The organism is Streptomyces ortus (assembly GCF_026341275.1).
GTDB lineage: Bacteria > Actinomycetota > Actinomycetes > Streptomycetales > Streptomycetaceae > Streptomyces > Streptomyces ortus.
Genome location: NZ_JAIFZO010000002.1, coordinates 6,187,548 through 6,204,006, shown reverse-complemented (window position 1 = coordinate 6,204,006; position 16,459 = coordinate 6,187,548). Strand labels below are relative to the sequence as shown.

The 16,459-nt window shown below is 73.0% G+C and carries 16 protein-coding genes and 2 pseudogenes; 15 read left to right on the top strand and 3 right to left on the bottom strand.

Annotation, left to right across the window (positions count from 1 at the left end; genetic code table 11):
- Window positions 1-9: 9 nt before the first annotated feature.
- From K3769_RS30660 to K3769_RS30635, 6 genes are read left to right on the top strand one after another with little or no spacing between them, the layout of a single operon-like run.
- The gene (locus K3769_RS30660; RefSeq protein ID WP_267029494.1) at window positions 10-927 is read left to right on the top strand and encodes a GHMP family kinase ATP-binding protein; all 918 of its coding nucleotides are present in this window, start codon (window positions 10-12) and stop codon (window positions 925-927) included.
- A gap of 11 nt (window positions 928-938) precedes the next feature.
- Window positions 939-2,048, top strand: coding sequence for a pyridoxal-phosphate dependent enzyme (locus tag K3769_RS30655; protein ID WP_267029493.1), 1,110 nt, complete (start codon window positions 939-941; stop codon window positions 2,046-2,048).
- The gene (locus K3769_RS30650; RefSeq protein WP_267029492.1) at window positions 2,048-3,286 is read left to right on the top strand and encodes an ATP-grasp domain-containing protein; all 1,239 of its coding nucleotides are present in this window, start codon (window positions 2,048-2,050) and stop codon (window positions 3,284-3,286) included. Before K3769_RS30655 ends, K3769_RS30650 begins: the two co-directional genes overlap by 1 nt.
- Window positions 3,283-4,788 carry an argininosuccinate lyase gene (locus K3769_RS30645; RefSeq protein WP_267029491.1) on the top strand — a complete coding sequence of 502 codons (1,506 nt, stop codon included), beginning with the start codon at window positions 3,283-3,285 and terminating at the stop codon, window positions 4,786-4,788. Before K3769_RS30650 ends, K3769_RS30645 begins: the two co-directional genes overlap by 4 nt.
- A gap of 11 nt (window positions 4,789-4,799) precedes the next feature.
- The gene (locus K3769_RS30640) at window positions 4,800-5,870 is read left to right on the top strand and encodes a GntG family PLP-dependent aldolase (RefSeq protein WP_267029490.1); all 1,071 of its coding nucleotides are present in this window, start codon (window positions 4,800-4,802) and stop codon (window positions 5,868-5,870) included.
- The gene (locus K3769_RS30635; RefSeq protein WP_267029489.1) at window positions 5,867-7,189 is read left to right on the top strand and encodes an MFS transporter; all 1,323 of its coding nucleotides are present in this window, start codon (window positions 5,867-5,869) and stop codon (window positions 7,187-7,189) included. Before K3769_RS30640 ends, K3769_RS30635 begins: the two co-directional genes overlap by 4 nt.
- A 183-nt stretch (window positions 7,190-7,372) precedes the next feature.
- Here K3769_RS30635 and K3769_RS30630 read toward each other — a convergent pair whose 3' ends face one another.
- A complete protein-coding gene (locus K3769_RS30630; protein WP_267029488.1) occupies window positions 7,373-7,867 on the bottom strand; it encodes a DUF6299 family protein in 495 nt (164 codons plus the stop codon).
- Between the two features lie 265 nt (window positions 7,868-8,132).
- On the opposite strand from K3769_RS30630, the gene K3769_RS30625 reads away from it, so the two are divergent.
- The 9 genes and pseudogenes from K3769_RS30625 to K3769_RS30590 all read left to right on the top strand — a co-directional run bounded on the left by K3769_RS30625 (window position 8,133) and on the right by K3769_RS30590 (window position 13,879).
- Window positions 8,133-8,363 (top strand): DUF5999 family protein, encoded by a 231-nt coding sequence (locus K3769_RS30625; protein WP_267029487.1) that lies wholly within the window; start codon window positions 8,133-8,135, stop codon window positions 8,361-8,363.
- Between the two features lie 92 nt (window positions 8,364-8,455).
- Window positions 8,456-9,283 (top strand): PaaX family transcriptional regulator, encoded by an 828-nt coding sequence (locus K3769_RS30620; protein ID WP_267029486.1) that lies wholly within the window; start codon window positions 8,456-8,458, stop codon window positions 9,281-9,283.
- A 222-nt stretch (window positions 9,284-9,505) separates the two neighbouring features.
- Window positions 9,506-9,646 (top strand): hypothetical protein, encoded by a 141-nt coding sequence (locus tag K3769_RS40970; protein ID WP_308216411.1) that lies wholly within the window; start codon window positions 9,506-9,508, stop codon window positions 9,644-9,646.
- A 60-nt stretch (window positions 9,647-9,706) separates the two neighbouring features.
- The gene (locus K3769_RS30615) at window positions 9,707-10,417 is read left to right on the top strand and encodes a sulfotransferase family protein (RefSeq protein ID WP_308216410.1); all 711 of its coding nucleotides are present in this window, start codon (window positions 9,707-9,709) and stop codon (window positions 10,415-10,417) included.
- Window positions 10,414-10,878, top strand: coding sequence for a hypothetical protein (locus tag K3769_RS30610; protein ID WP_267029485.1), 465 nt, complete (start codon window positions 10,414-10,416; stop codon window positions 10,876-10,878). The genes K3769_RS30615 and K3769_RS30610 overlap by 4 nt, the downstream gene beginning before the upstream one ends.
- Complete coding sequence (locus K3769_RS30605) at window positions 10,875-12,176, top strand: glycosyltransferase family 4 protein (protein ID WP_267029484.1); 1,302 nt, start codon at window positions 10,875-10,877, stop codon at window positions 12,174-12,176. Before K3769_RS30610 ends, K3769_RS30605 begins: the two co-directional genes overlap by 4 nt.
- Window positions 12,173-12,742, top strand: a pseudogene (gene cysC / locus K3769_RS30600) (adenylyl-sulfate kinase); the annotation flags it as partial. The gene K3769_RS30605 and the pseudogene cysC, both read left to right, overlap by 4 nt.
- A gap of 30 nt (window positions 12,743-12,772) precedes the next feature.
- Window positions 12,773-13,170, top strand: a pseudogene (locus K3769_RS30595) (elongation factor 1-alpha C-terminal domain-related protein); the annotation flags it as partial.
- Window positions 13,171-13,426: 256 nt separating this feature from the next.
- Window positions 13,427-13,879 (top strand): ATP-binding protein, encoded by a 453-nt coding sequence (locus K3769_RS30590; protein ID WP_267029483.1) that lies wholly within the window; start codon window positions 13,427-13,429, stop codon window positions 13,877-13,879.
- Window positions 13,880-13,906: 27 nt separating this feature from the next.
- Here the strand turns inward: K3769_RS30590 and argF are convergent, their stop codons facing one another.
- Together argF and K3769_RS30580 are read right to left on the bottom strand one after the other, a co-directional pair.
- Complete coding sequence (argF, locus tag K3769_RS30585; protein ID WP_267029482.1) at window positions 13,907-14,914, bottom strand: ornithine carbamoyltransferase; 1,008 nt, start codon at window positions 14,912-14,914, stop codon at window positions 13,907-13,909.
- A gap of 164 nt (window positions 14,915-15,078) precedes the next feature.
- Entirely contained in the window at window positions 15,079-16,308 is a 1,230-nt protein-coding gene (locus K3769_RS30580; RefSeq protein WP_267029481.1) for an arginine deiminase, read from the bottom strand.
- Between the last annotated feature and the right edge of the window lie 151 nt (window positions 16,309-16,459).

Below are 16,459 nucleotides of genomic sequence, written 5' to 3'. Positions count from 1 at the left end.
CTGCACGACATGACCACAGCACCGTCCGGGACGGCGGTACGCATCCGGGGAACCCATCAGAGCGTCGGCCACCACGGAGAGATCCTCCAGGGCGTCTTCGAGTCCGACGGACGCCTGCGCCGCGCGCTGATCACCCTCCCCTGCCCCCTTTACGAGTCCCACGCCGTCTTCGAGCCCTCCGACACGAGCACGGGGGTCACCGTCCTCGACCCCTGGCGGACCAAGGCGGGACGGGCCGCCGAACTCGCGCTGCGCACCCTGGGCGGCCCCCTCACCGGCGGCACCCTCGGCCTGACCAGCAACATCCCGCCCAGTCGCGGCTTCGGCTCCTCCACCGCCGACGTCGTGGCGGCCATCGGCGCCGTGTACGACGCCGCCGGGCACCGCCCCAGCCCCGCGCAGTACGCCGCCCTGGCCGTCGCCGCCGAGACCGCCTCCGACGCGCTCATGTACGCCCACCGGGCCGTCCTGTTCGCCCACCGCGAGGGCGAGGTCATCGAGGAACTGGGCGGCCCGCTGATGCCGCTGGCCGTCGTCGGCTTCGGCACCAGCGAGGACAGCACGGGCACCGACACCCTCGCCCTGCCGCCCGCGCGCTACTCGGTCTGGGAGATCGAGGCGTTCCGCCCCCTGCTGGGCGCGGCCCGCCGGGCCGTCCGCACCGGTGACGTCGCCCTGCTCGGCAGGGTGGCGACCGCCAGCGCCCGCCTCAACCAGCGCCACCTCCCCGTCCCCGGGCTCACGGAACTGCTGCGGATCACCGAGGCGGTGGGTGCGGCCGGGCTCCAGGTCGCGCACAGCGGTGACGTGGCCGGTCTCCTCTTCGACCCCGACCTGCCCGACCTCGCCACCCGCACCGACCACGCCCGCAAGCGCCTCGCCGACCTGGGCATCGGCGACTCCTGGTACTTCACCACCAAGAACTGAGAGCGGAGACCATGAGATCACCCACTCTGCCCGCGGCCAGTGACTCGGTCGTCGAGGCGACCGTCCTGCCACGGCTCATACGCCTCGGCCCCAACCTGTGCGTGGCCGCGTTCACCCTGATGAAGCTGCTCCCGGCCCGCTTCATGCTCGACCGGGCCGAGCAGCGCGGCGAACTCGCCCCCGACACCACGGTCCTGGAGACCTCGTCGGGCACCTTCGCCCTCGGCCTGGCCATGGTGTGCCGGCTGCGCGGCTATCCCCTGGTCATCGTCGGCGACCCGGCCATCGACCCCGCGCTGCGCCGCAGGCTCGGCGAGCTGGGCGCCCGGGTCGAGATCTGCACCGAGCCCAGCCCGCGCGGAGGGTTCCAGCAGGCCCGGCTGGACCGGCTGGAGGAGCTGCGGGCCGTCTACCCCAACCACTACGTCCCGGGCCAGTACGACAACCCGGACAACCCCAACGCCTACGCCGCGGTGGCCGAGCAGATCGCGGAGACCATCGGCGCCGTGGACTGCCTGGTCGGCCCGGTCGGCTCCGGAGGGTCGACCGGGGGCACCGCCGCCTTCCTGCGGCTGCCCCAGCCGCACATGCGCCTGATCGGCGTGGACACCTCTCCCAGCGCCATCTTCGGCCAGACCGACGGGCCCCGTATCGTGCGCGGCCTGGGCAACAGCCTCGTACCGCCCAACGTCAGTCACGCCGCCTACGACGAAGTGCACTGGACGGGCCCCGCGGAGGTCGTCCGGGCCACCCGCGAACTGCACGCCCGGCACGCCCTCTACATGGGTCCCACCAGCGGCGCGTCCTTCCTCGTCGCCCGCTGGTACGCCGAACGCAATCCCGACGCCCAGGTGGTGGCCTTCCTTCCGGACGAGGGGCACCGGTACCAGGACTCGGTCTACCGGGACGAGTGGCTCGCGGAGCGGGGCCTGCTGGACGGGCCGGCCGCCACCGTGCCCCGCACCGTCACCGACCCCGGTGACGCCGTCGGGGGGTGGGCGCGCATGGAGTGGCGCCGCCGCTCCCTCGACGACGCCCTGCGCGGCGCCGCCGCCCGTCCGGGCCCCGTCCCCGTCCCGGTCCCCGCCCCCGTCTCCGTTTCCGTCTCCGGGGAGCAGTGATGACCGAGCCCTTTCTGGTCCTCGTCGAGTCCAACACCTCCGGCACCGGACCGCTGTTCGCCCGGCGCGCCCGGGACCTCGGGGTCCGGCCGGTGCTGCTGGCCGAGGACCCCGGCCGCTACGGGTACGCCCGGGCCGAGGACCTCACCGTGGTCGAGGCCGACACGTCGAGCGCCGGGGCCGTCCTGGACGCGATCGCCGCGCTCGGCGCCGGTCCGCCGGCCGGGGTGACCACGAGTTCCGACTATTTCGTCCCCGTCGCCGCCGAGGCGGCGCACGCGCTCGGCCTGCCGGGACCCGACCCGGGGGCCGTGACCCGGTGCCGGCACAAGGGCCACCAGCGTGCGGCGCTCGCCGCGGGCGGCGTACCCGTGGCCGCCCACACCCTGGTGACCGACGCCGACGCCGTCCTCGACGCCGTGGAACGCGCCGGACCGCCCGTGGTCCTGAAACCAGCCGACGGCTCCGGCAGCACCGGCGTCCGCCTGTGCCACGACCTTGCGCAGGCCACCGAGCACGCGGCCCGCCTGCTGGCCCGTACGCACAACGAGCGCGGCATCCCGACCGCCCCCGGCCTCCTCGTCGAGGAGTACGTGGACGGGCCCGAGTTCTCCGTCGAGGTGTTCGGCCGCACTCCCGTCGCCGTCGTGCGCAAACACCTCGGCGCCGCCCCGCACTTCGTCGAGACGGGGCACGACGTCCCCGCACCCGTGTCCGCCGGCACGGCACAGGTCCTCGCGGACACGGCCGTGGCCGCGGTGCAGGCGCTCGGCCTCGGCCACGGCGCGGCCCACGTCGAACTGCGGCTGTCCTCCCGGGGACCCGTACTCATCGAGGTCAACCCACGGCTGGCCGGCGGCATGATTCCCGAGCTGATCCGTTCCGCCCTGGGGATCGACCTGGTCGGCGCCCAGGTCGGGGCGGCCCTCGGCCACCGTCCCGACCTGCAGCCGCGCAGCGCGCACCACGCCGCACTGCGCTTCCTCGTGATCGACGAGCCCTCGGTGCTCGACGATCCCCCGCCGGCCCCCGCCGGCCCGCCGCGGTACGTCACCGCCACGGTCCTCACGGGAAGCCGCGGCGTCCCGCTGCTGCCGCGGCACGACCACCGCGACCGCGTCGGCCACACCGCCGCCACCGCTCCCAGCGCGTCCTCCGCCGCCCGGGCGGCGGAGGACGCGCTGGCCGGGCTGCGCACCTCCCTACGACCGCGACGCGCCGAGGAGAGCCCCGTATGACCGCCATCACCGACGCGCCCGCCCCGTCCACCGCCGGCGCCACCGGACGTCTGACCTCCGCCGTGCACCCGGCCGCCGCGGACATCCTCTTCGAGAGGCATCTGCGGGTCCCCCCGGACCCGGTGGCCGCCGAACTGGGCCCCACCAGCGAGGTGGACCGCGCCCATGTCGTCATGCTCACCGAACAGGGCGTCATCGAGCGCGGGACCGCCGCCCGACTGCTCGCCGGAATCGAGGACCTGCGCGCCACGGACTTCGGCCCGCTGCGGAACCTTCCCGCCCCGCGGGGCCGCTACCTCGCCTACGAGGGCCACCTAGTGGACACCCTCGGCGAGGAGACCGGCGGCGTCCTGCACAGCGGCCGTTCCCGCAACGACCTCAACGCCACCGTGCTCAGGCTCCAGTTGCGACGCCCGTACGACCGGCTGCTCACCGAGACGGACGCCCTCGGCCGGGCCCTCGTCGACCGGGGGCGCCGCTGGCACACCACCGTCATGCCCGCGTACACCCACCACCAGCCCGCCGTCCCCATCACCTACGGCCACTATCTCGCCGGGGTCGCCGCGGCCCTCGTACGGGATCTGGACCAGCTCGACCACGCGGGCCGCGAACTCGGCGAGAACCCCCTCGGCGCCGGGGCCGTCGGGGGCACCACCCTGCCCGTCGACGCGGCCCGCACCACCGCGCTGCTGGGCTTCGACGCGCCCCTCGCCAACTCCCTGCACGCCGTGGCCTCCCGGGACGTGGTGCTGCGGCTGCTCGCCGCCTGCACCGTCCTCGGCGTGCTCCTGACCCGGACCGCGCACGACCTCCAGTCCTGGACCAGTGCCGAGAACCCGCTGCTCGTCCTGCCCGACAGCCTGGTCGGCAGCAGCTCGATGATGCCGCAGAAGCGCAACCCGTTCCTGCTGGAGAACATCCAGGGCAAGGCGGCGGGCGCACTCGGCGCGTTCACCGCGGCCACCGCGGCCATGTCGACCGCGCGCTACACCAACGCCATCGCGGTGGGCACCGAGGCCGTCGGCCATGTGTGGTCCGCCCTGGAGGCCACCACCGACGCCGTGGTCCTGCTGCGGCTGATGATCGAGGGCGCGGAGCCCGACCAGGACACCATGCGGCGGCGCGCCGCCCACGGGCAGACCGCCGCCACCGCGCTCGCCGAACGCCTCGTCGTGGCGGGGGTGCCGTTCCGCACGGCCCACCACACGGTCGGCGACATCAGCAGGGTGGCCCTCGCCACCGGCCGCTCCTTCGAGGCCGTCGCCGCCGAGCGCCTGGGCGACCACCCCCGCGAACTGCTCGACGCCCTCGACCCCGACTCGGTCGCCGCGACGGCGGGCGCGGGAGGCGGGCCCGCCCCGGCCTCCGTGACCGCCGCCCTCGACGACGCCGCCGACCGCCTCGACGGGCTCGGCGCCGCCGCCGATGCCCGCAGGAGCCGCTGGGCGTCCGCCGAACGCGCGCTCGCCGACGCCGTGTCGACCCTGATCCGCCAACCGTGAGGAGCCCGGCCATGAGCCACGTCGTGGAACTGCGCAGTGACACGTTCACCCTGCCCACCCCCCGGATGCTCGCCGCGGCCACCGCCGCACGGCTCGGCGACGACGTCTACGGCGAGGACCCGACCGTCACCGAACTGGAGTCCATGTCGGCCAAGTTGCTCGGCAAGGAGGCAGGCTGCCTGATGCCCAGCGGCACCATGGCCAACCTCGCCGCCCTCCTCACCCACAGCCCGCGCGGCGGCAAGGCCGTCGTCGGCGCCGAATCCGACATCTACGTCTACGAGGCGGGCGGCGCCTCGGTGTTCGGCGGCGTCGTCTACGAGCCCGTCACCGCCGCCGAGGACGGCACCCTGCCGCTGGACGCGGTGGCCGAGGCGTTCGAGGTCGACCGGGACGACCCCCAGTTCGCGCTGCCCGCCGTCCTCACGCTGGAGACCCCGCACAACCGCCGCGGCGGCATCCCCCTCGACACCGGCTACCTCGCGGCGGCCGGCGCCCTCGCCCACGAGCACGGCGTCGCCCTGCATCTGGACGGGGCCCGCATCTTCAACGCGGCCCTCGCACTCGGCGTACCGGCCGCCGACCTCGCCGCCCCGGCGGACACCGTCCAGTTCTGCCTCTCCAAGGGGCTGTCCGCGCCGATCGGGTCGATGCTCGTCGGCGACGAGGCGTCCCTCGCGACCGCCCGCCGCTACCGCAAGATGCTCGGCGGCGGGATGCGGCAGGCGGGCATGATCGCGGCGTGCGGGATCGTCGCCCTGACCGACATGATCGACCGCCTCGCCGACGACCACGCACACGCCAGGCGGCTGGCCGACGGCCTCGCGGGCCTCCCCGGCCTGCGGCTCGACCCGGAGCCCCCGCGTACCAACATGGTGTTCTTCGCCGTGGACGAGGACGGCACCTCCCACACCACCGACTCCCTCATCGAGGCGGCGCGCGTCCGCGGCGTCCACCTCGCCGAGCTGGGGCGGGGCCGCATCCGGGCGGTCACCCACTCGGGCGTCACGGCCGCCGACGTCGACCGGGCCGTGAACGTGCTCGCGGACGCGGTGGCCGCCGCTCCCCGGACCACGCGGTGAGCAGGCCGCCCACCGCCACCGCGCCCGCACCCCCGCCCGTCTCCCTGCGGCACCACCGTGCGTTCCGGCTGTTCTGGGCGGCCGACTCCGTCAGCCAGTTCGGCACGTACGTCGGCAACGCCCTGCTGCCGCTGCTGGCCGCCACCACCCTGGCGGCGACCCCGCTGGAGATGGGGCTGCTCAGCGCCGCCGAGACGATGGGCTATCTGCTGATCGGGCTGCCCGCGGGGGTGTGGGTGGCCCGGGCCCGGCAGCGCCGCCTGATGCGGCGCGCCAACACCGGCCGGGCGCTGCTGCTGTGCACGATCCCGGTGGCCTGGTGGAGCGGCCTGCTCACCGTCGCCCAGCTCATCGCCGTCGCCCTGCTGTGCGGTGTCCTCGCCGTCCTCTTCGACGTCGCCTACCAGTCCCATCTGCCGGCCCTGGTCGACCGCGACCATCTCCTGGAGGGCAACGCCCGTCTGCAGTCCAGCCAGTCCCTGGCCCAGATCACCGGGCCCGGCATCGGCGGCTCCCTCGTCCAGGTGGCGGGGCCCGCCGCTCCCGTGCTGGCGACGGCACTCGGCTATCTGACGTCCAGTCTGCTACTGCGCCGTATGCGCGAACCGGACCCGGCGAACCCTCCGGACGGCACGGGTCCGCCCCTGCTTGCCGAGGTGGGCGCGGGGCTGCGTTTCATGGCCCGTCACCGCACCCTGCTCGCGATCACCGGCTGCACCGCGACCGCCAACTTCTTCGCCGGCGTGCTCGGTGCCGTACAGGTCCTCTTCCTGACCGGCGTCCTCGGCCTCGGCGGCTCCGCGGCCGGCGCCACCCTGAGCGTCCTCGGTCTGGGAGGGGTGCTCGGCGCGCTCTCGGCGCACCGCGTCGTCCGCCGGATCGGCCAGGCGCGGGCGGTCTGGCTGGTGCCGCTGACCACGTTCCCGGCCCTGCTGCTGGTGCCGCTGGCGGGCCGGGGCGCCCTGCTCGCCCTCGCCCCGGCGCTGGCCGGTCTGCTCGTCACCGGCTACGGCGTCGTCGTGTACAACGTCGCCCAGGTCAGTTACCGCCAAGTGGTCTGTCCCGAGGCGATGCTGGCCAGGGCGAACGCCACCGTCCGCTTCGTCGGCTTCGGCGCGGTGACACTCGGGGCACTGCTCGGGGGCGTGCTCGGTGAGTCCGTCGGGATCAGGGGCACCCTGTGGATCGCGGCCTGCGGCACCTCCCTGGCCGCCGCCTGGGTGGTGTGCTCACCGTTGCGCGGGATACGCGACTTCGCCCCGGCGCCGACGGGGGCGCCCACGGGGACGCCCACGGGGACGCCCACGGATGGAACGTGACGACGGCCGGACCCTTGACCACGACCGGAACCGTGACAACGACCGCCGGCTCGTCCGCCGAGCCGCGTGCGCTCGGCGGACGGCGCTCGGCGGAGGGCCGGGGCGTGACGCCGTCGACGTGACGTCGGCGGGCATCACCGGACGTCACCGGCAGTAACCGGCCGTCACCACAGGTCGGCGGGGTCAGCGAACGACGGGCGTCATGCCGGCCGACTCGGGCGCCGCGAGCGTCACGGCCTGTTCGGTGGCCGCGTGGAACATCGGGAGCGGCAGGCCGCCGGAGCGCAGCTCCATCACCGACGCCTCGACCGTCGCCGCGCCCGGCGCGAAGCGGCCCGGGTCCGTCCGTGCCGTGTTCGTCCAGCGGTGCTCGGCGCCGTCGCACACCGCCCGCGTGCCGCCCACGCCCTTGCGCACCTTGCTCTCCCCCTGGCTCAGGGAGGAGCTGACGAAGGTCCGGCCGGTGCCGCCCGTGCAGCGGTACGTGCCGGACAGGGTGACGGTGCCGTCGGCGGCGAGGCGCCCCGTCGGATCGACGGTCACCGTCTCGGAGAGCCCGGCCGGTCCGGCCGAAGCGGAGGAGCGGTCCGGCCCGGACACCGCGCCCGCGGACGGCGCGGCGAGCAGCAGCAGCGCCGCCGTGACGGTGGCCGAACCGACGGCCTGGTGGATTCTCATCGAGTTACCTCCCGGAGTGGGGGTGGAACGGGGCCTCCAGGGGTACCGGCCCGGTGGACCCGCGGGCGTGACCCTCACCCCTTTGGTGGCGAGTTGGCGGCGCGTCCGCACCGTCCGTCCCGGGCTCGTCCGCGCGGTGTCCGCGTGTTGTCCGCGTGTTGTCACGACTGCCCTCCCCCTGTTCCGATGAGTTCGCGAGGGGCGCATGGTCTATCCATACGGACGACGAAAACGCCGCCCAACTCCTCGCAGGTGGAGGCCCATCATGTGTTCTCGCCAGCCTTCGTGCCCGTCCGCCGGCCGCACGGGCCGCACCGTCCGGACCGGTCACGGCGACCGCTCCGACGCGCACATCGTCTCCGCGCACCCCGAGCAGGGCTGGTACCTGCTGTGCGACGGCGCGATCGTCTTCGACGACACCGGCGCGCTGCTGCCCGACGGACGCGCCGTCGGTCCGCACCGGGTCCCGGTCGGACAGCTGACCGTCGCCGCCTGACCCTCGCCGCCCGACCGCCCGACCGCCCGCCCGCCCGCCCGCCCGCTGTGGCGTACCGTTGACGGTCGTCAAGAAGTCGACGACGGCCTAAAGTGATCAACGTGTCCGAGCAGCACGCCCCCCGCTCCCTCATCGTCACCTTCTACGGCGCGTACGGCCGCTTCGCCCCCGGCCCCGTACCCGTCGCCGAGCTGATCCGGCTTCTCGCCGCGGCCGGCGTGGACGCGCCCTCCGTACGTTCGTCGGTGTCCCGGCTCAAACGCCGCGGGCTGCTCCTGCCGGCCCGTACCGAAGCGGGCGCGGCCGGTTACGTGCTCTCTCCCGACGCACGGCAGCTCCTCGACGACGGCGACCGCCGGGTCTACGTGGCCTCGCCGCCCGAGGACGGCACCTGGGTCCTCGCCGTGTTCTCCGTGCCCGAGTCCGAGCGCCAGAAACGCCACGTGCTGCGCTCACGCCTGGCCGGCCTCGGTTTCGGCACGGCCGCCCCCGGGGTGTGGATCGCCCCGGCCCGCCTCTACGAAGAGACCCGCCACACGCTGGAACGGCTGCGGCTGGACACGTACGTGGACCTGTTCCGCGGCGCGCACCTGGGGTACGCGCCCACGGCCGAGGCGGTCGCGCGCTGGTGGGACCTCGCCGGGATCGCCAAGCAGCACGAGGCGTTCCTCGACCGCCACGCGCGCGTGCTGCGCGACTGGGAGGACCGGGCCGACACCCCCGCGGAGGAGGCGTACCGCGACTATCTGCTCGCCCTCGACTCCTGGCGCCACCTCCCGTACGCCGATCCGGGGCTGCCCGCCGCGCTGCTGCCCCCCGACTGGCCCGGAGCCCGCTCCGCCGCCGTCTTCCGGGCCCTGCACGAGCGGCTGCGGGACGCCGGGGCGGCCTTCGCGGGGGTACCCGGGGGCCGTCGCTAAGGCAACGCTCAGGTCACTCAGTCCCTCTTCTCATAATCCTTACCTAAGGGCTGTCCCGTAACTCCCGGCGGGCGCACGACGACAGCTACGGCACCTCGCGGCGTTGCCGGATCGCCCGAATACACCCGGTATGAGGGCGACCCGGCGCCTTGCGATGCACCGCATCTGACGCCGCGCGCTGATCCACCGGGAGTTACGGGACAGCCCTTAGCGTCGGGACGCATGAGTCTGATGGGCAGTCTGAACCGGGCGCTCTCCGCCACCACCGGCCTTCAGGTGCGCCGGGCCACCCCCGCCGCGCCGCAACAGCCGACCAAGGCCGGGGCCGCGGCGAAACCTGGCAAGCGGCCCACGCCCGTGTAGCGATGTCCGGCCCCCGGAGATCTCGCCACGGACCGGTTGCTGCGGCGGCCGGTCTTCATCATGTGCCCCGTACGCTCCGGCTCGACCCTGCTGCGGATGCTCCTGAACGCGCACCCGCGGCTGCACTCCCCGCACGAGTTGCACATCCGCCGCCTCGAGGTCGACTTCGGCAGCAAGCTCTCGCAGCGCGCCATGAGCGCCCTGGATCTGGAGCGCGGCGACCTGGAGCACCTGCTCTGGGACCGGGTCATGCACCGGGAGCTGGTCGGACCGGGCAAGGACGTCCTGGTCGAGAAGACGCCCGGCAACGCCTTCGTCCACCGGCGCATCCGGGACTGCTGGCCCGACGCCCGCTTCGTCTTCCTGCTCCGCCACCCGGTGTCCATCGCCCGGTCCTGGCATGAAGGCGACCCCGGCAAGCGGATCTTCGACGAGGCCGCCGCCGACGCCCTGCGCTACATGAAGGCCGTCGAGAACGCCCGGAACGCGGCCACCGGCGGCGACGAGCACCACCACACCCTTCGCTACGAGGACCTCACCGCCACCCCCGAGAAGGAGCTGCGCGAACTCTGCGCGTTCCTCGGCGTCGCCTTCGAACCGTCGATGCTCGACTACGGCCGCCGTGACGACACCCAGGTCGTGAAGGGCCTCGGCGACTGGCGGGACAAGATCCGCACGGGCCAGGTGCAGCGCGGACGCCCGCTGCCCGCCGAGGACGAGATCCCGGAGCTGCTGCGGCCCATGTGCGCGGCCTGGGGATACAGCACGTGAACCGGCCCGAGCCCTCGACAGGGCACGAGCACGTACACCGGCCCGAGCAGGTGCGATCGCACGCCGAGATGGCGGAGGTGTGGCCACGCGACGGACGCGTACGGCTCGTCGGTCGCATCCACGGCCGTCCCGCCGAGGGTGACTGGCGGCTGCTGCTCACCCGCCGCGGCCACCCCGGCCGCCCGCTCGACTATCCCGCGCGGGTGAAGGGCGACCGCTTCGAGGGCGAGCTGCCCATCGCCGACCTGCTGACGCCGGACCCCGCCGAGATCGAGGAGTGGGACATCCATCTCACCGACGGCGAGTCCCGGTTGAGGGCCGGACGACACCTCGACGACATCCACGGCAAGAAGAAGATCATGGTCTTTCCCGAGCAGCGCGTACACGGTCTGCGCGTACGCCCGTACTACACAGTGAAGGACAACCTTTCACTGGAGTGCCGTACGGGAGACGCCTCATGACGGATCATCAGACCTCAGCCCGGCGCGCGGACGCGACCGGACGGCCGAAGGTCCGCTATCTCCTGCTGCACGCCTACGGCCGCGGCGGCACCATCCGCACGGTGCTGAACCAGGCCAACTCCCTGGTGCGGGCGGGGTGGGAGGTCGAGCTGGTGAGCGCGCTGCGCCGCCGGGACGACCTCCAGTTCCCGCTCGACCCGCGCGTCCGCGTCAGCACGGTCGTCGATGTGCGCGAGAGCGCCCACTCCCCGGGCCAGGGGGTGGCCGGCCGCTGGCGGGACTGGCGCCGCGGGCGGCTGACCGAGCGGCCGGCGCGGCACGTCCCGGCGGGCGAGTTCGGCTACCGCTACTTCAACCGGTACGTGGAGCGGCGGCTGATCGCGTACCTCTCCTCGTTGCGCGACGGCATTCTCGTGACCACCCGGCCGGCGCTCAACTTCCTCGCCGCGGAGCACGCGACGGGCGGCGTGGTGCGGGTGGCGCAGGAACACATGAACCACGGCACGCACAAGCCTGACGTGCGGCGCCGCATCCGGGAGACGTACCCGCGCTTCGACGCGGTCGCCGTCCTGACGGAACGCGACCGCGAGGAGTACGGGCAACTGCTGCCCGGCACCCGGGTGGTGCGCATCCCCAACGCCGTGCACTCCCTCGACCAGCTCCCCTCGGACCACCGGTCGAAGATCGCGGTGGCGGCCGGGCGGCTGTTCCCGCAGAAGGGCTTCGACCTGCTGATCCCCGCGTGGGCGAAACTCGTCGAGGCGTACCCCGACTGGCAGTTGCGGATCTACGGCAGCGGCGAGAAGAAGGCCGAACTGCGCGCGCTCATCGAGGAGCACCACCTCTACAACCATGTGTTCCTGATGGGTCACACGGACCGGCTGGACGACGAACTCGCCAAGGCCTCCTTCTACGTGCTCAGTTCACGCTTCGAGGGACTGCCGATGGTGATGATCGAGGCGATGAGCCACTCGCTGCCGGTGGTTGCCTTCGACTGCCCGACCGGCCCCTCGGACGTGCTCACCCACGGCGTCGACGGCCTGCTGGTACCCCCCGAGGACCCCGACGCGCTCGCCGGCTCCATGGCCAGGCTGATGGGCGACCGGGCGTTGCGCGCCGACATGGGCCTCGCGGCCGTGCTGACGGCGGCCTCGTACGGCCCGGACGCGGTGCACCCGCGCTGGGAGGCCCTGTTCAACGAACTCGGCGTACCGGCCGCCCTGCCCTGCACACCCCCCCCCGCTCACCCCGAACCACGGCACCGCACCTCGGACGCCGCGAAGGGACACCACGCATGACCACCACGGCAAGGGGCCGCCGGAAGCCCCCTACCACCCAGGGGGCCACGGTCTGGCTCACCGGGCTGCCGAGCGCGGGCAAGACGACGATCGCCCGCTTCCTCGCCGGGCGGCTGCGCGCCGAGGGCCATCGCGTGGAGGTCCTGGACGGCGACGAGATCCGCCGCTTCCTCTCCGCGGGACTCGGCTTCTCCCGCGAGGACCGCAACACCAACGTGCGGCGCATCGGCCTGGTCGCCGAGGTGCCGGCCCGCAACGGCGTCCTGGCCGTCGTCCCCGTCATCGCCCCGTACGCCGACAGCCGCGGGGCGGTGCGCAAGCGCCACGAGGCCGGCGGGACGCCCTACATCGAGGTGCATGTCGCCACACCGGTCGAGGTGTGCAGCGAACGGGACGTGAAGGGCCTGTACGCGCGCCGGGCGGCCGGCCGCCTGACCGGGCTCACCGGCGTCGACGACCCGTACGAGCCCCCGCTCGACCCGGCGCTCGCACTGGACACGCGGTCGCAGACGCCCGAGGAGTCGGCGGACTCGGTGCACGCGGTGCTGGCGGCCAGGGGATTGGTGCGAGTTCCACGACGACCGTCACGGAGACACTCGTACGCGCCGCAGTCGCTGACCCTGCGCCTGGCGGACCACCTCGACGTCTCCCGCGGCGACATGATCACCGGTGGGCGGCGGCGCCCGCGCTGACCCCGGACGTGCGGGCCGCCGTCTGCCATCTGGCCGACCGTCCGCTGCGCGTCGGCGACCGTGTGCTGGTCAGGCACACCACCCGCACGGTGCAGGCCGTCGTGAAGAGCCTGGCCGCGGAAGGAGCCGGGCTGCACGCGAACGACCTTGGCCGGATCGTCCTGCGCACCGCCGAGCCGCTCGCCCGCGACGACTACGCCGACTGCCGCCGTACCGGCGCGTTCATCCTGATCGATCCGGCGGACGGGGCGACGCTGACAGCGGGTATAGCCGATCTGAGCGGGGGCGCCGGCACGGGCTGAGCCACCCGTCCGAGGAGTCGTACGAGGCCGGGCACCGAGTGACAGGGTGCCCGGTCTCCCGCTGTCGTGACAGGCCCGGTCACCGAGTCACGACTCGTCGATGGCTCGGTAACGGCGGGAGCGGTCCGCGCGAGGCGCACCGTTCTTCTGGGTAGACAGCCCGGACCGGGCCGAACGTCCCGGGGAAAGCCCGCCGAGCGCCTCTGCCGGGATGCGACGTACCATTCCTAAAGTTGAAAGCAGGACATCCTGCTCCATGAACGGATCCGCCTTGCACGAGCCTCACGCCCCAGCCTCCTGGCGCATCGCCCTGCCGCACTCCGTCGCGGCGGTGCCGGTCGCCCGCGCACTGGTCCGTACCGCGCTGGCGGAGATCGAGCTGACCGCGGACTGCGACACCGCTGAGCTGCTGACCGCGGAACTGGTCGCCAACGCCGTGGAGCACACCAGGGGCGACGCGCCCATAGAGCTGGTCGTGGAGCTGCTGCCCACCGGGTGCCAGGTCGAGGTGCACGACCCCGACCCGTCCCCGCCGGGCGACCTCACGGTTCCCGATCCGTCCTGCGAGCCCGACCCCTGGCTGGAGCACGGCCGAGGGCTGCTGCTGATCCGCACGCTCAGCTCGTCGTGCGGCCACCGCCCGACGGAGTCCGGCAAGGCGGTCTGGTTCCGGCTGCCGGTGGTCCCCCACCAGCGAAGGTCCGCCTGACAGCGCTGAGCCGCCCCCCGTCGCCGCTCAGGAGAGTGTCGCCACCAGTACGGCCTTGATCGTGTGCAGCCGGTTCTCCGCCTCGTCGAAGACGACGGAGTGGGCCGACTCGAAGACCTCGTCGGTGACCTCCAGGCAGTCCAGACCGTGCCGCTCATGGATCTCACGGCCGACCTTGGTGCCCAGGTCGTGGAAGGCGGGCAGGCAGTGCAGGAACTTGACGTCCGCGTTGCCGGTGGCCCGCAGGACGTCCATGGTGACGGCGTACGGACCGAGATCGGCGATGCGCTCGTCCCAGACCTCCTTGGGCTCCCCCATCGAGACCCACACGTCGGTGGCGACGAAGTCGACGCCCAGGACCCCCTCGCCGACCTCCTCGGTGAGCGTGATCCGCGCCCCGCTGACCACGCCCAGCTCGCGCGCCTGTGCCACGACCTCCTCGGCGGGCCAGTAGGCCCTGGGCGCGACGATCCGCACGTCCATGCCGAGCAGCGCGCCGGTGACCAGGTACGAGTTGCCCATGTTGAGGCGGGCGTCGCCCAGGTAGGCGAAGGCGATCTCGTTCAGCGGCCTGTCGCAGTGCTCGACCATCGTGAGCACGTCGGCGAGCATCTGCGTGGGGTGCCAGTCGTCGGTCAGGCCGTTGTAGACGGGCACGCCCGCGTGGGCCGCCAGTTCCTCGACGCCCTCCTGACTGTCACCCCGGTACTCGATCGCGTGGAACATCCGGCCGAGCACCCGCGCGGTGTCCTTCACGGACTCCTTGTGCCCTATCTGTGAACCGGACGGGTCGAGGTACGTGGTCGACGCGCCCTGGTCGGCGGCGGCGACCTCGAAGGCGCAGCGCGTGCGCGTCGACGTCTTCTCGAAGATCAGCGCGATGTTCCGGCCCCGCAGCCGCTGGGTCTCCGTCCCGGCCTTCTTCGCCGCCTTCAGCTCGGCGGCGAGTTCGATCAGGCCGCGGAACTCCTCCTGAGTGAAGTCCGACTCCTTCAGGAAGTGGCGGCCGGCGAGGGCGTACGGGACTGTCGCCATGGGGGCGCTCCAGGGTTACGTAAACAGGGACTCTTGGAATTCTATACGACGCCCCACATTTCTATACGGCCACGGCCGCGCATCCGGACGGTGCCGCACCCGGACGGTCCCGCACCCGTACGACCCCGCTGCCGTACGCCCCTGGCGCCGCCCGGGCCGGTCGGTCAGCCGCCCACCGCGTCCCGCTGGACCGGGCAGCTCATACAGCGCGGGCCGCCCCGCCCTCGCCCCAGTTCGCTGCCCGGGATCTCGATCACCTCGATGCCCTGTTTGCGCAGATGGGTGTTCGTGGTCTGGTTGCGCTCGTACGCGACGACGACGCCCGGCTCGACCGCGAGGACGTTGCAGCCGTCGTCCCACTGCTCGCGCTCGGCCGCGTGGACGTCCTGGGTGGCGGTCAGGACGCGGATCCGGCTCAGGCCGAGCGCGGCGGCGATCGCGCGGTGCATGTGCTCCGGCGGATGGTCGGTGACCTTCAGCTCCTTGTCGCCCACGCCCGGCTCGATGGTGTACGAGCGGAGCATGCCGAGGCCCCCGTACTGGGTGAAGGTGTCGCCGTCGACCATCGTCATCACCGTGTCGAGGTGCATCAGCGCCCGCCTCTTGGGCATGTCGAGCGCGACGATGGACTGCGCCGAGCCGGTGGCGAAGAGCTTGTGCGCGAGCATCTCCACGGCCTGGGGCGTGGTCCGTTCGCTCATGCCGATGAGCACGGCGCCGTTGCCGATGACGAGTACGTCGCCGCCCTCGATGGTGGACGGATAGTCGGCCTGCCCCTCGGACCACACGTTGAAGGTCTCCGCGCGGAACAGCGGATGGTGCCGGTAGATCGCCTCGAAGTGCACGGTCTCGCGTCTGCGCGCGGGCCAGCGCATGGCGTTGATGGAGACGCCGTCGTAGATCCAGGCGGAGGTGTCGCGGGTGAAGAGGTGGTTGGGCAGCGGCCCGAGGAGGAAGTCGTCGAGGTCCATGACATGGAAGCGCACGGAGGTCGGCTCGGGGTGCGCGTCGAGGAACTCCCGCTTGGTCATCCCGCCGATCAGCGCCTCGGCCAGTTCGCCGGCCGGCAGCCCCTCGAAGGCGGCCCGCAGATGATCGGTGGCGAGCGGCCCGTACTCCTTCTCGTCGAAGACCCGGTCCAGTACGAGCGACCGGGCCTCCGGGATGGCCATGGCCTCCGTCAGCAGGTCACCGAAGAGGTGGACGGTGACGCCGCGGTCGCGCAGGACGTCCGCGAACCCGTCGTGCTCGGCGCGCGCCCTGCGCACCCACAGCACGTCGTCGAAGAGCAGAGCGTCCTTGTTGCTGGGGGTGAGCCTCTTGAGCTCCAGATCCGGCCGGTGGAGGATGACGCGGCGCAGCCGCCCGGCTTCGGAGTCGACGTGGAATCCCATGACTCCATCCTGACCACCGAAGGGCCGCTTGACCCACTCGTCGGCTGTTTCTTCGCCCACTCGTCCGCCCGCACGCCCGCACGACCCGCCTCCCCCTTTCTAGTCATCTTGACTATTAATGACTCGACCGGTTATCGTCGAACAGACGACA

Coding starts and splice junctions, on each gene's coding strand:
- K3769_RS30660 (WP_267029494.1), top strand. CDS start 10: ATGACCACAGCACCGTCCGGGACGGCGGTACGCATCCGGGGAACCCAT.
- K3769_RS30655 (WP_267029493.1), top strand. CDS start 939: ATGAGATCACCCACTCTGCCCGCGGCCAGTGACTCGGTCGTCGAGGCG.
- K3769_RS30650 (WP_267029492.1), top strand. CDS start 2,048: ATGACCGAGCCCTTTCTGGTCCTCGTCGAGTCCAACACCTCCGGCACC.
- K3769_RS30645 (WP_267029491.1), top strand. CDS start 3,283: ATGACCGCCATCACCGACGCGCCCGCCCCGTCCACCGCCGGCGCCACC.
- K3769_RS30640 (WP_267029490.1), top strand. CDS start 4,800: ATGAGCCACGTCGTGGAACTGCGCAGTGACACGTTCACCCTGCCCACC.
- K3769_RS30630 (WP_267029488.1), bottom strand. CDS start 7,867: ATGAGAATCCACCAGGCCGTCGGTTCGGCCACCGTCACGGCGGCGCTG.
- K3769_RS30625 (WP_267029487.1), top strand. CDS start 8,133: ATGTGTTCTCGCCAGCCTTCGTGCCCGTCCGCCGGCCGCACGGGCCGC.
- K3769_RS40970 (WP_308216411.1), top strand. CDS start 9,506: ATGAGTCTGATGGGCAGTCTGAACCGGGCGCTCTCCGCCACCACCGGC.
- K3769_RS30615 (WP_308216410.1), top strand. CDS start 9,707: ATGTGCCCCGTACGCTCCGGCTCGACCCTGCTGCGGATGCTCCTGAAC.
- K3769_RS30605 (WP_267029484.1), top strand. CDS start 10,875: ATGACGGATCATCAGACCTCAGCCCGGCGCGCGGACGCGACCGGACGG.
- K3769_RS30590 (WP_267029483.1), top strand. CDS start 13,427: ATGAACGGATCCGCCTTGCACGAGCCTCACGCCCCAGCCTCCTGGCGC.
- argF (WP_267029482.1), bottom strand. CDS start 14,914: ATGGCGACAGTCCCGTACGCCCTCGCCGGCCGCCACTTCCTGAAGGAG.
- K3769_RS30580 (WP_267029481.1), bottom strand. CDS start 16,308: ATGGGATTCCACGTCGACTCCGAAGCCGGGCGGCTGCGCCGCGTCATC.